Origin of the sequence: Microvirga soli, assembly GCF_016734765.1 — a bacterium.
In the GTDB taxonomy this organism is placed as follows: Bacteria; Pseudomonadota; Alphaproteobacteria; order Rhizobiales; family Beijerinckiaceae; genus Microvirga; species Microvirga soli.
In genome coordinates this window covers 24,230-37,487 of the sequence record NZ_JAERQE010000019.1, presented here as the reverse complement: position 1 = coordinate 37,487, position 13,258 = coordinate 24,230, and the positions used below count along the sequence as shown (strand labels likewise).

General features: G+C 59.1%; 12 protein-coding genes and 1 pseudogene. 6 read left to right on the top strand and 7 right to left on the bottom strand.

Annotated features, from left to right (window positions below; translation table 11 throughout):
* Nucleotide 1: 1 nt before the first annotated feature.
* Nucleotides 2-1,351, bottom strand: a complete 1,350-nt coding sequence (gene ertD / locus JKL45_RS16590) for a hydantoin-5-propionate amidohydrolase (RefSeq protein WP_201862694.1) — start codon at nt 1,349-1,351, stop codon at nt 2-4.
* 112 nt (nt 1,352-1,463) lie between these two features.
* Entirely contained in the window at nt 1,464-2,585 is a 1,122-nt protein-coding gene (ertC, locus tag JKL45_RS16585) for a thiohydantoin desulfurase (protein ID WP_201862693.1), read from the bottom strand.
* A 118-nt stretch (nt 2,586-2,703) separates the two neighbouring features.
* On the opposite strand from ertC, the gene JKL45_RS16580 reads away from it, so the two are divergent.
* The 6 genes from JKL45_RS16580 to hydA all read left to right on the top strand — a co-directional run bounded on the left by JKL45_RS16580 (nt 2,704) and on the right by hydA (nt 8,252).
* Nucleotides 2,704-3,630: a LysR family transcriptional regulator gene (locus JKL45_RS16580; RefSeq protein WP_201862692.1), complete on the top strand. Its 927-nt coding sequence runs from the start codon at nt 2,704-2,706 to the stop codon at nt 3,628-3,630.
* Between the two features lie 126 nt (nt 3,631-3,756).
* Nucleotides 3,757-4,617 carry a substrate-binding periplasmic protein gene (locus JKL45_RS16575; RefSeq protein ID WP_246498592.1) on the top strand — a complete coding sequence of 287 codons (861 nt, stop codon included), beginning with the start codon at nt 3,757-3,759 and terminating at the stop codon, nt 4,615-4,617.
* Nucleotides 4,617-5,384: an amino acid ABC transporter ATP-binding protein gene (locus tag JKL45_RS16570; protein ID WP_210345803.1), complete on the top strand. Its 768-nt coding sequence runs from the start codon at nt 4,617-4,619 to the stop codon at nt 5,382-5,384. The genes JKL45_RS16575 and JKL45_RS16570 overlap by 1 nt, the downstream gene beginning before the upstream one ends.
* Before the next feature lie 9 nt (nt 5,385-5,393).
* Nucleotides 5,394-6,068 (top strand): amino acid ABC transporter permease, encoded by a 675-nt coding sequence (locus tag JKL45_RS16565; protein WP_201862691.1) that lies wholly within the window; start codon nt 5,394-5,396, stop codon nt 6,066-6,068.
* Complete coding sequence (locus JKL45_RS16560; RefSeq protein WP_201862690.1) at nt 6,068-6,742, top strand: amino acid ABC transporter permease; 675 nt, start codon at nt 6,068-6,070, stop codon at nt 6,740-6,742. Before JKL45_RS16565 ends, JKL45_RS16560 begins: the two co-directional genes overlap by 1 nt.
* 28 nt (nt 6,743-6,770) lie before the next feature.
* Nucleotides 6,771-8,252 carry a dihydropyrimidinase gene (hydA, locus tag JKL45_RS16555; RefSeq protein WP_201862689.1) on the top strand — a complete coding sequence of 494 codons (1,482 nt, stop codon included), beginning with the start codon at nt 6,771-6,773 and terminating at the stop codon, nt 8,250-8,252.
* 192 nt (nt 8,253-8,444) lie between these two features.
* Here the strand turns inward: hydA and groEL are convergent.
* The 5 genes and pseudogenes from groEL to JKL45_RS16530 form a co-directional block, all read right to left on the bottom strand.
* Nucleotides 8,445-8,612: pseudogene (gene groEL, locus JKL45_RS16550) on the bottom strand (chaperonin GroEL); the annotation flags it as partial.
* A 535-nt stretch (nt 8,613-9,147) separates the two neighbouring features.
* On the bottom strand, nt 9,148-10,698 hold the full coding sequence (locus tag JKL45_RS16545; protein WP_201862688.1) for an amidase: 1,551 nt from the start codon (nt 10,696-10,698) through the stop codon (nt 9,148-9,150).
* Nucleotides 10,699-10,723: 25 nt separating this feature from the next.
* On the bottom strand, nt 10,724-11,422 hold the full coding sequence (locus tag JKL45_RS16540) for an RraA family protein (RefSeq protein WP_246498588.1): 699 nt from the start codon (nt 11,420-11,422) through the stop codon (nt 10,724-10,726).
* A gap of 92 nt (nt 11,423-11,514) precedes the next feature.
* Nucleotides 11,515-12,348 (bottom strand): aspartate dehydrogenase, encoded by an 834-nt coding sequence (locus JKL45_RS16535; RefSeq protein WP_201862687.1) that lies wholly within the window; start codon nt 12,346-12,348, stop codon nt 11,515-11,517.
* Between the two features lie 12 nt (nt 12,349-12,360).
* Nucleotides 12,361-13,251 carry a polysaccharide deacetylase family protein gene (locus JKL45_RS16530; RefSeq protein ID WP_201862686.1) on the bottom strand — a complete coding sequence of 297 codons (891 nt, stop codon included), beginning with the start codon at nt 13,249-13,251 and terminating at the stop codon, nt 12,361-12,363.
* Nucleotides 13,252-13,258 lie beyond the last annotated feature (7 nt).

Here is a 13,258-nt window from a genome sequence, read left to right as displayed (position 1 = left end):
GTCACGCTGCCGGACGGAGGAAGCGGCCGTCCCCGGCGTTGTTGCGGATCGCCGATCCGTCCCAGGCGAGTGCGCCGCGCACATAAGTCGCCGCTACGCGGACGGTGAACTCACGGCCCTCGAAGGAGCTCCACTTGACGGCGGAGAGGCTCTTCGATGGATCGAACGGGAAGCGGCCGGGCTCCAGCACGACGATATCCGCATCGGCTCCGGCTTCGAGGCGCCCCTTGTCGGCCAGGAGGAAAGCCTTCGCCGGTCCCTCGCAGAGTTGCTTGACCGCCATGGTCGGTGAGATGCCGTGTTCCTCACAGCCCGTCCAGAAGGCCGGCAGCAGGGTTTCGATGCCCGGGCCGCCCGAGGTGTTCTTGAAGATGTTCGGATCTCCCTTCTTCTCGAGTCCCCATGAGACGTGGTCGGAGGAGACGAAGTCGCAATGTCCCGCAGCGATATGGCTCCAGAGGAGCTCCGTTTCGGCCTTTGGGCGGATCGGCGGGTAATGCTTCACCTTCGCGCCAAAGCGCCGGACATGCTCCTCTTCGTTCAGCATCAGATATTGCACGCAGCTCTCGATAGAGGCCTTGTAGCCGGCGCGCTTGTACATGTTGGCGATTTCGAAGCCACGCGAGGTCGAAACATGGACTGCGTGGGCGCGCGCGCCTGTCTCCGCGCCGATCTCGTAGATGCGGGCGGTGGCGAGGTTCTCGATCAGCGGCGTGTGCGCGCGGCCAAAGGCATCGGGCCCAGTGTCGCCGGCCTCGACGAGCCGGGCGATGTTGCGCCTCGTCATCTCCTGATCCTGGTTATGGACACCGCAGAGCAGGCCCGTCGGGGCAAGGCGCCTGAAGGCCTCGTGGATCGTGTCGTCGCCAATTCGCGGGAAACGGGTCGGATTAGCCTCGAATGTCGAGAACTTGAACGCGCATGCGCCCGCATCAACGAGACCCGGGATCGCATCAAGGCCATTCTCAACCGTAATCGTGGCATAGAGCGCCACATCGACGTGGGCGTCACGTTGGACCGTGGCGACCTTTTCGTTGAACAGGGTTGAGCTCGTAACCGGCTCCGGCTCGTCGTAGGGCATGTCGACCATGACCGTCACACCGCCTGCTGCCGCGGCGCGCGAGCACATGCCAATGCCTTCGTGGTTGGCTTGGCTGCCGGAATGAACCTGCCCGTCGATAACGCCGGGAATGATCCATTGACCACGGAAATCCTGAGACTCGCGAGCCGAGGGCGGCGTGCCTGTGCCGACGGCTGCCACTTTTCCACCCGAAACGGCGACATAGCCGTCTTCGATGATCCGGTCTGACAGAACTACGTTGCCGCGAAGGACAAGATCAAAATCGCTCATGAGAACCTACTTGTTCGAGAGTGGCGGACAAAGCCGACGTTTCATGCGGCAAGCATATCGACAGCCGTTCAAAACCGATCATGCTTATTCTGGCATGCTTCATAACAGCGTGTTATTCCTTGCCGTGGGACAACTCGGTGCGGTTCCGGCCCAGAGCATAGCTCGTCAAGTCGAGACCCAAAGCCTCCTCGACGACGGGGTACACGCTGGGATCCGACACGCTGGCGCTGAGCGGGATATGACTTTTCACAATGCGCAGGATGGCGAGTTCCATGCTTTCCCGTACATGGCCGACGCTGATCGGCGTGCCGTCGTGGTTGAGCGTGGTGATGACGTCCGGATAGGTTGCGACACGCTGCCCTTCGAGGTCGGTCACAGCCATATATTCATTCATCACGTGCAGAATACGGGCACTCTTCCCCTCACCGATCTGAATGGTACCGACATCGAAGGCCTGCCGGGTATATTCGATGGATTTCCGGATGACTTTGCCTTGGCCGACCACCACGCCCGACGTCTGGTCGCAGATCGCATCGATGACGGCGCGGCCGCCTTTCGGCCTTGCAGCCAAGATACGCTCGCCCAGCGCCAACGCCATCGAGATACCACCCAGGGCCGCGTGCTGTCGCACGTAGGAGGCAGGAACGGGGTTGCGGCAGGAAGCAATGAAGCCTCCAGACATGTCGGAGGCTGTGCGCAGGATCGGCGAGACCTTCGCAGTCGTGCCGCGGACCACAAGCTCGATGTAAGCGTTCTGGGACCGGTTCCCGCCCGCCGCCGTCTGGATCGTCGCTTCAGGGCTGCTGGCAAGCCCGATCGATCCCATGTCGCCTGTAGGATGCGCCCGGATATCGCCCACTGCATCAATGACCTTTGTGCCTAGAACCGCACCGGGCAGCCAAGCATTCAGCGTGCTCGACATACCGTTTTGACCAATCATCAGCCCGTAGACCGGCTTGCCGAGCGCGTCCTGCAGCAGCTCGACGGCACGCACGTAGTCGATCCCGAGCATCTGCCAATCGGTTGTTCCTGCCGGGGCTCCAATGGCAGCCGCTGTTGCGATGATGGCGTCGTCGGGAACCTCGTCCAGGGTGACGAGCTCAGGCTGGCCTGTCATGACCGCGGCCTGGCCCAGCATGCGGCCATGATCCGGCCAGCCGCCTCCCCCTGCCGCAAAGATCGATCCCCCGGCGATCGCCGCCTCAACATCGCCCATGGTCAGAATTCGTCTCATGTCCCCCCCTCGCCGACGCGACATGCCGCGACGTACCGGTCCATAAGAGACCATAGTGGGTGTTATCCCATCAGGAACATGCTATTTCTGCGTCAGGTCATAACCGGATGTTATCTCTATGCGCTTCAATCTACGTCAGATCGAGGTGTTCCGCGCTGTTATGGTGACAGGCTCGATTAGCGGTGCGGCTCGCCTTTTGGCGGTATCGCAACCCGCGATCAGCCGGTTGCTCGCATATACGGAAGATCGTCTCGGCCTGAAGCTCTTTGAGCGCGTAAAAGGCCGCGTCCAGCCAACCCCCGAGGCCAAGCGCCTTTTTGCGGAAGTGGATCAAGTCCACCAGGGCGTGCTTCGGGTCAACAACCTGGCGCAGGAGTTGCGTGAGCGTGGTACAGGCGGCATGCATGTTGTCGCGAGCCCAAGCGTCGGCCAGGCTTTCGTGCCTGAGGCTATCTGCCTCTTCCGGCACCACTTTCCTGATGTGCGGGTCGAGTTCGAGATTCTAACCCTGCCGGAGCTTGTAGCCCGTGTCAGCGCAAACCGGGTGGATTTAGCCCTTTCAGTCCTACCGGTCGATGAGCCAACCATTGTGGATACAACCATCCTTGAGGGAAGCCTCAGGGTCATCGTCCCGCGTGGCCATGAGCTTGCTCAGATATCCGTGATTACCCCTGCTGATCTCGCGCCTTATTCTCTAATCGGCTATGGCCCGCAAACTCCCTATGGCCTCCATGTCGAGAACGCCCTTGCGGCAAGTGGCGCATCGCTTCGGTTTGACACTGTCGTGCGGTTCACGCCCGTGGCCTGCTCCCTGGTCCAGGCCGGAGCCGGTGTCGGTATCGTGGATGAATTCGTGATCCGCGGCGGTACGTGGCCCAAGATCGAGACGCGGCCGTTCCTGCCGCACACACGGATGCACATTCACCTTCTGAAATCGCGCTTGGAACCTCTGTCGCGCGTCGCTCAGGCATTCGCGAAAATCTTGTACGGCCTCGCAGGCGAACGTGCATCGAAATCCAATGGTGACTTGAACATTGTTACTTAACATAACGTTATGCCCTGGCCATAATATAGCATGGGCAAGGAATGGGTCACTGCTGATACGCTGATCTATGGATGGGCTTTTTCCATCAAAAATTATAAGGGAACAGAGGATATGTGGATTTCGTCGATGAAGGGAATGCGCGCTGCAGCCCAAGGCCTGGCTCTCGCCGCTCTGCTCACAACTCCCGCCCTAGCACAGGATGCCGATCACCCGCAGAACGAAAAGCTGAAGATCGCATGTGACCTCGGTTTCGCTCCGTTCTGCTTCAAGAAGGCCTCAGGCGAGATCACCGGCTTCACTTATGATTTCGCGGATGCCATCGCGAAGAAGCTCGGTCGTCCAGGCATCGATGTAACCGATAGCAACTTTTCGGCAATCTTTGCAGGCCTGTTCTCAAAGCGTTACGAGATGATCCCGGCGCCGACAAACATCACCGCCGAACGTGCGGCCCAGATGTTGTTCAGCGAACCCTACATGCCGACCGGGATGGGCTTCCTGACCAAGAAAGGCGCCAAGGTCGCCAACCTTGAAGATTTGAAGGGTAAGGAACTCACTGTCAATAACGGCAGCGTCTCGGACAAGTGGCTCACGGACAATGAGGCAAAATACGGCTATTCAATCCAGCGCTACAACAAGAATGCGGATGCCGTGCAGGCAGTTATGATCGGCCGCGCGTTCGCGAATGTCGCAGATGCTCCCGTCTCGCGCTACGTCTCGACTCAGGTTCCCAATACCGAGGTTCCTTTCGTTCTCGACAGCGGCCGGAACTTCGGCATCGCCTTTCGTAAGGAAGATACGGCTTTCCGTGCCAAGGTCGAAGAAGCTGTCGAGTGCCTGAAGACGGACGGTACCCTCGCCAAAATCCATGAGAAATGGTTCGGTGTGGCGCCGGAGGAAGGGTCCTCCACCGTGAAGGTCTATCCCGGCACGGGAGCGCCCGACTTCGAGGGCTACGATGCTACCGAGCGCAAGACGTCCTGCCAGTGATGATTGCACAAGACAGCATCGGCCCCAACGGTGACGGCGACATCGTCGTCATCGATGGGCTCCGTAAATCGTATGGTGCCGTGGAAGTTCTTCGCGGCATCGACCTCAAAGTCAAGAAGGGCGACGCCGTCGTTATCGTCGGCTCGTCCGGCTCGGGCAAGAGCACCTGCCTGCGATGCATCAATCGCCTCGAGGAGCCAACCAGTGGACGCATCGTTGTCGGTGGGCACGAGGCTACGGGCAAGAACGTGGACCTTAACGCTCTGCGACGGCGTATCGGCATGGTGTTCCAGAGCATCAATCTCTACCCGCACAAGACGGCACTTGGTAACGTGACGCTAGCTCTGCGCAAGGTCATTGGTCTTTCCAAGGCCGAGGCGGATGCGAAGGCCCTCAAGCACCTTGAGCTCGTAGGCCTCGCACATAAGGCGGACTCCTACCCAGCTCAGCTCTCGGGCGGCCAACAGCAACGCGTGGGTATCGCCCGTGCCATGGCGCTCGAACCGCAGGTGATGCTCTTCGACGAGCCAACCTCTGCTCTGGATCCAGAGCTGGTCGGCGAAGTGCTCAACGTAATGGTGCGCACGAAAGAGTTGGGTATGACCATGATCGTGGTCACGCATGAGATGCAGTTTGCTCGGGACGTGGCAGATCGGGTGGTCTTCATGGATCACGGGTCGGTGCTGGCGCAAGGCACGCCGGAGGAGATCCTGGTTTCGCCGCAGAACCCCCGCATTCGCGAATTCGTCACTCGTACAAAGTCCTGACGGCAGCCGATGGATCAAATCGTTCGATACTTCTTCGACTTTCCGCTGATGGCGGATTACTGGCCGGATATTCTCAAGGGGTTTCTCATCACGGTCGAGATGTCAGTGCTGACGGTCGTGATCGGGATTCCGCTCGGGCTCCTGATCGCTATCATCCGGCTCTACGGCATCAAACCACTGAACGCGCTGATCATCTTCTATATCGACTTCTTTCGTTCGATTCCGCAGCTTGTGCTGATCGTGCTCGCCTATTTCGCGCTGCCCCATCTGGGACTCATCCTAGACCCGTTCACCGCCACTGTGGTCGCTCTTGCGATCGTTCTGTCGGCATTCGCGGAAGAGATCTTCTGGGCCGGCATCAACGCAGTCCATAAAGGGCAATGGGAGGCAGGTCGCTCGACAGGCTTAGGATTCACCCAGACGCTTGCCTATATCATCTTGCCTCAAGTAGTGCGGATATCCATTCCGCCCCTCACCAACCGCGCCATCGGCATTAGCAAGGGCACCACGCTCGGCTCAGTCATTGCTGTTCCAGAACTGCTTAGTGTCACATCGAGCATCCAGTCTAACGTTGCAAATCCGACTGCCTTGACGGTTGGCGCGCTTCTCTTTCTCGCTCTGTTCTTGCCCTTCGTGCGCTTCACACGCTGGCTTGAGCAGGCCTACGCCCATCCGAGGTCATAATGAGCGAGCTCGTCACCACCTTCTTCAATCTCGACGTTCTCCGGGAAGTCTGGCCCCTTCTCGTCGAGGGACTGTGGCTGACCCTTGCCTTGGCGGCAGTTGCGGTGCCGCTGTCCATTGTCATCGGTCTTGTCATCGCAGTGGCGCAAGATCTGCGCAGCACCCCACTACGCATGGTGCTCGTTGCCTATGTCGACACGCTGCGGGCAATCCCGCCTCTCGTCCTACTGATTTTTATTTTCTTCGGCCTTCCGTTCCTCGGACTTAACCTTGGGGAATTCTCGGCAGCCGTTCTCGCTCTGACGCTAAACGGCTCAAGCTATTTCGCCGAAATTTTCCGAGCGGGTCTTGAATCCGTACCGAAGGGCCAGCGGGAAGCCGCCCGATCGACAGGTCTCAGCTGGCTCCAAAGCATTACATATGTTGTCGCACCGCAGGGGACACGCAACGTGCTGCCGGATCTGGTCAGCAACACGGTAGAGCTCGTCAAGCAGACTTCTATTGCGTCTGCGGTGGCGCTGCAGGAGTTGCTGCGCTCGGCACAAATCGCGCAAGGTCTCCTCTACAACCCGACCCCGCTCGTGGCGGCGGCCATCGTGTACTTCCTCATGTTCTGGCCGTTCGTGCGCCTGGTATCCCGGATGCAGAACAAGACCGTTATGCATTCAGCCTGACCTTTTAGCGGCGGAGGCCGAGATCCTTATGAGCACGCAATCCTTCGACAAAGTGATCCGCGGCGGGCGAGTCGTGACTCCAAGGGGTACTGCGGAAACGGATATTGGCATCCGCGACGGGCAGATCGCGGTGCTAGGCTCAGGGCTCTCGGCTACGGCCGAGGTAATCGATGCGAGCGGTCTTCTCGTTCTCCCTGGTGGTGTGGATGCCCACTGCCACATCGACCAAATGGTCTCAAGCGGGGCCCGTACCGCGGATGATTTCGAGGGGGCGAGTGTCGCGGCAGCCTTTGGTGGAACCACGACGCTGATCTCCTTCGCAGCCCAGCACAGGGGCCAGAGCCTCCGTCACGTGGTCGAGGAGTACAAGACCCGTGCACAAGGCAAGTCGGTGCTCGACTATGGCTTCCACCTGATAGTGACGGATGCCTCGCAGCAGACGCTGGACGTTGATCTACCTGCGCTCGTGAATGAGGGCTTCACGTCGGTGAAGATCTATCTCACCTACGATGCCCTTCGTCTCGACGACCGGGCGGCGCTCGACGTTCTGACAGCAGTCCGACGCGAGGGGGCGATGCCGCTCATCCATGCAGAGAGCCACGACATGATTGCGTGGTTCACCGAAAAGCTCCTGGCATCGGGTTACGACCAGATCCGCCATCTGGCCGATGCGCGACCCAGGCTGGCGGAGCGCGACGCGGTGCACCATGCCGTCTCCTTAGCAGAGCTTGTCAACATTCCAATCGTGCTCGTTCATATGTCCAGCGCGGAAGCGGTTGAACAGGTCCGCTGGGCCAGGAGGCGCGGCTTCCCCATCTATGCTGAAACCTGCCCTCAGTATCTGGTCTTGACACGCGAGGCCCTCGACCGGCCGTCCTTCGAAGCTGCCAAGTTCTGCTGCAGCCCTCCACTGCGCGACAGGGCGAGTCAGGACGCGCTGTGGTCGGCCCTAAATGATGGCACACTGTCGATCCTGTCCTCGGATCACTCTGCCTTCGTGATGGAGGGTCCGGACGGCAAGCTGAGAGATGGTCCTGACACCGCCTTCAACCGAGTCCAATACGGCATGCCCGGCTTGGAGCTTCGGCTTCCCCTCATTTTCTCGGAGGGCGTCGGGACTGGACGTCTATCAATCGAGCGGTTCGTCGAGGTGACGGCCACCGAGCCCGCGCGCCTTTATGGCCTCGCGGGCCGCAAGGGTGTCATCGCCCCAGGCGCTGACGCCGATCTTGTCATCTGGGACCCCAAGAAGCAGATTAGGATCACTCCCGAGGCCTTGCACGACGGCCTTGGCTGGACACCCTATGAGGGACGCCATGTGACAGGCATGCCTGTGATGACGATGGCGCGCGGCACAGTTGTTTGTCGCGAGGGTGAGCGACTCGCTGCAGGTGGGCACGGCCGCCTCCTCGCGCGAGCCCGGCCGGAGGCCTGCGCCATCAACACGCCGCCGGCCACTGGATTTGATGTAGTGAGCGGCCAATTCATTTGTGACGCGCCGGCATCATAGATCGTTCAACACGACGGATCGAACTCTATGGACCACCTCGATGTGATCGTCCTCGGCACAGATGTCGTCGGACTTGTGATCGCGCGGGAACTCGCTCGTCAAGATCTCGGTGCTCGTACGTTCGCTTCTGCACCAGTGAAAAAGGCCCCGGAGTGATCCGATGGCTTTCCAGTGGGATGATAGGAGCAGGACTTAGAAGGCCATGCCACCCATGCCGCTGCCCATACCACCACCTGGCATGGCCGGTCCGGATTCCTTCTTCGGAGCCTCGGCAACCATGGCCTCGGTGGTGACCAGCAGGCCAGCCAAGGACGCTGCATTCTGCAGAGCCGTGCGCACGACCTTGGCAGGATCGACGATACAGAAAGCGCTGTCCGCCTGGTGGCACCCGAGACTGGCATGGACCGGTAACTGGAGCGGCTCCTGGCTCGAGCAGGATAGTTAGGATCGGCAGCAAGACCAATCCTTGAGATCAACCCGCGCCATGACCTCATTGTCGCCCTGGCAGATCTAGGAGATGTCGAACAAACCCTGCGAGAAGACGCGGCCCATCTCCTGCTGGACGAGGCACCAATCTTGGATGGTGAGCTGCCAGCCGACGCGAGAGCATTTTCGCAGCGGCTCGCTAGGGTCATGCGCCGGAGCCTGCCGTAAGACGCATCTACAAATGATCTTTGCGGGAGTGCAGTCGCCAACGACTGCCTCCTGCTATTTCCCACGGTGTCGGCCAACCAGTTGACCTTTAGGTCTCAAAGGCTGGGCTGAGGGCCGCCTGCACTCATGACGCTGGAGGCCAGCGCACAGCAGCGACCCACATCTGTAAACATGCATGAGGCACTTACTGCGCTTAGTCCGGGATCCCGGTTACGTCAGAACAGATTGAGACTGCCAGGTCCTAGTCGAGGCTCTGACGCATAGTTTCTGCCAGCGCCAGCAGATCGTAATCGGAAAATGGACGGCCGATGACCTGTAAGCCTATTGGGATATTGTTTGCATCAACGCCCACGGGGATTGAAAGCGATGGCAGACCCAAGAAGCTGAAAGGGCGATTCATCCTCAGGAACTCTAGGCTCAAAGCCCCTCCTGCTTCGGCATCGTCAGGAATGTGATCGACCCTAGGAGCGCTGATGCGGATTGTGGGACAGACAAGGATGTCTGCATCGCTGAGCGCTTGGGCAAGAACCTCGGCCAGATACTTACCTCTCAGCCGAAGCACGCTCTGATAATCCTCCCTCCTGACGCAGGCTGCTGTCAACAAGCGCCGTCGAACAGAAGGAGGATAGTATTCAGGGTGGCGGGCGAGGGCGTCGCCGTGAACGGCATCCGCCTCATAGGATGTTATGATTGAGGCGCAGGCATTGAGGTCGTCAATCGATGGGAATGGTATTTCCACCAACTCCGCGCCCAAGCTCACCAATGCATCGCACGTTCTACGAAACGCTCCTGTAACAGCATCGTCCATGCCGGCGAGCAGCTCGGCGGTGTTCGTTCCAATCTTAACACCTTCCAGCGTCACTCCAAGGCTATGTCGCGGATGGGATTGCCCCTTATCCTCCACCTTCGCGGTGGCGTCTCGCGGCCAATCGGAGATAACGCCCAGAACTCGCCCTATGCGAGCAGGACTTTCGGCAAGGATTCCGATCGTATCGTGAGACGCAGAGAGCGGCACGACCCCGGGATCTTGGATGAGGCCGTGCGTTGGCTTCAGTCCATAAACACCGCACAGAGAGGCTGGAATTCGGACTGAGCCACCAGTGTCAGTTCCAAGAGCGAAAGGCACGATCCCTGCGGCAACTGCGGCAGCGGCACCGCTCGACGATCCGCCGACAGCGTAGGCAGGGCCGTGCGGATTTAGAACTCGACCATGATATGAGTTGAAGCCAGTAGCTGTGTAACAATGTGGGTCGAGATTAAGCGCCCCAATCGGAATCGCGCCAGCGTCTACAAGCCGCATCAGCGCCACACTGTGCGATTGGCTTTCCCACTGGTAGCCCTGCCCGACTCCCGCTGTTGGATGCCGGTCCGCCGTAGAAAGCACATCCTTATAAGCGAATGGGATGCCATAAAGTGGGTATTGCGTGCTGTGGTTCTCCTCGTGAAGACGCCTTGCGAGCTGTTCTGCTTTTCTCGGGAAAATCTCGATGAAGCAGTTGAGCTGATGGGCAGTATCAGCGGCTCTTTCTAGGGCACGATCCGTTGCAGGAACCGGTCCATCTCGATTGGCTTCCCACTCCATCCACGCGGAGGAGCTTGAGACTTGAGGCCTAGAGAACGTCTCGAGCATCCGACCGAAAGCGTTCGTATCGTCGCTTGCCTTAAGTGTCGGCTCAAGACGCTCCATCATAGCAGATATGCGGCCAAGGTCAGTGGTAACCGCTTTCACCTCGTCGTTCGTCACCGACAGTCCACGCTCAGTGAGCCGCGCCGAAACTTGATCCTGTGACATGCTTAAGAGTTCTCCCGTCGCACGATCAGACATGACCAAACTTCTTGAGTGCCTCTGCGAGCGTCATCCCCGCGGATAGCTCTGCCCGAATCGAGACCTCTGTACTGGTTAGCCTCTCTGCCTCTTCAAGGACATGTTCGACAATCGCAGCCGGGATGGTAAGGACGCCATCCTCATCGCCGAGGATGAAATCACCTGGCTCAATCTTCACAAGGCTGGTCGTTGCGCCCCGTAAAAACACGGGAGTCTGCCACGCATTGACCTTCCAACGTCCAATGGACTGAATCGGTGTTCTGTATCTCGCAAAGACGGGAAATTCATGCTGGCCGATCCAGCGGACATCCCGAATACCTCCGTCGACGAGAGATCCCACGCAGCCACGTTCCTTCATCCCGATGGCGATGAGTTCTCCGAAATAGCAGATACCCTCCCCGTCACCGCTCCAGACAGTAACCTCGCCAGGCGAGATGCCCTGGCAAGCCTTCATCTTTTCTGGATCTCCGCCGAGCGGAAACGGCGTCATCTGACCCCGAATTGTATATGCCCAGCCCGCCAGGCGACCGCTGGTCGCTGGGAAAGGTGAGAACTCTGCTGCCAGTCCTTGATTTGGATAGCCCAAATTGTCGAGAACATCGGCGACATTAGAGGTGTCGACCTTGAGAAAGCGGAGGCGAATCTCCTCTTTCTTCTGATGATCGATTGTCGGGGCGATCGAATCCATCATGGCATTTCCTCTTTGAATAGCTCTGGATGTCGCAGTAGATCGACAACCCGGGGTTGAGCCGTCGGTACTGGTGAAAGGGTTTCAGGCGCTGACTATGAGCCTACTCGCAGAGGGGCCCTCATCTTCCGGAGGCATGCGATAACGGAGAGGGCTGTAATCCGCCCTGTCTTCGGGTTATCTGATGGTATATTCTCAATCGACATCGAAAAACTCGCTGAGTCCGAGTCCACCTCGATGCGGTGCGTATTGCGCTTAAGCGACGGATCTGCCCAGATCTCCAGCGTCGTCCGATCAGGGCCGATCCCCGCGAGCGACAGTGCGACAGCCACGTTCAAATTGGCCGGAAAACCAATAGCGGCTTCTCGCGGAGTGCCATTGAATACCCGGACCGGCTCTCTGATATGTTCAATCTCGATATTGTTCTGAACGAGATAGGGTGCTCCAACCAGTCCTTTCACGGGCTTGCGTGTGATCATCCGGACTGAGTGAATGGTGCCCTCAGCCGCAGCCGTAACAGCATCGAGTCCGATTAGGGCACCCGTTGGTACGATGATCTGCCCCCCGTGCTCCCGCGCCACCTCAACTAAGGCTTCGTGAGACAGGATCGCACCAGCACTTAGCACGATCACAGTCTTGCCTGCCTTCAGAAACGGCTCCGCTATAGTGGGCAAGAGCTGCGCAGGTGCACACTCGACAACGACGTCGGCGAGGGGCTCGAGCTCCTCGATGGCAACCACCGGCACCCGCTGCTTGAGTTGGGACAACCGCTCCTCGGCTCTCTTGCGATCATTGGCCGAGACCGCCGCGAGCTTGCAACCTGGCAAGCCTTCGTCGAGAACCTGTGCAATCTTTTGGCCCACTGCACCTAGGCCGGCGACTGCCACCCGCAGCGACGGACGTGCCGCTGCGTTCGAAACTGTGCTCATGATCTAAGCCCTCTAGTGATCGCTGCCGGGTGGTGGAAACCGCGATGCGTAGTGATCGGCGATCTGCCCCGACGTTGTGAACCAGACCTCGTCCTTGTGTTGTGCCAAGTGCTCGAGGACACGGCGGAACTGTTTGATTCGGAACGGCTGTCCGATGATGAACGTGTGAATGGTGATGCCGTAGACGAGGGACTGGTGCTTTGATTGTGCCAGCAACTCGTCGAAGTTATCGATCGCCATGTCAGCGAATGCTGGGGCAGTACCATCGTGCATGACGATCATCGGGACGTCATTCACCTCATGTGGGTAGGGGACGCTCAGAAGCGGTCCTCCACGGGTCTGCATCCAGACAGGCTGATCATCCATCGGCCAATCAAGCGTATAAGCGTAGCCGGCCTCAGCGAGGAGATCCTCGGTGTTGGCGCTGGGATGGGCACCAGGACTCATCCAACCGCGTGGCGGCTTCTCTTCGTGCTTCCTGATCGCATCTGTCGCCTCTTGAATGAGGCCCGCCTCCGCCTCAGGAGACATTCCATTCTGGTGTTCTGAGTTCGTGCGGCCATGAGCGACGATCTCGTCGCCGCGCTTGCGATGTGCGGCGACAAGTTCCGGACAATGGTCATAGCATTCGGTGTTCAGGAGAACGGTGATCGGCAGCTGGTACTCTTCGAAAAGCTCAATGAGTCGCCAGCCCCCGACGCGATTACCGTACTCGCGCCACGCCCAGTTGTAGGTGTTGGGGTGGCTTAAGCCTGGTGAATATGGCAGGCCGAGCCCAGTCCCATAAGAGAAGTGCTCCACACAGAGCGCGAAATAGACGGCCAGCCTCTTGTCACCCGGCCATGTGAAGGCCGGGCGGTTGACGATTCCTGAGTATGGGAAACGACCGTGCGAAGGAAGCATTGTTGCC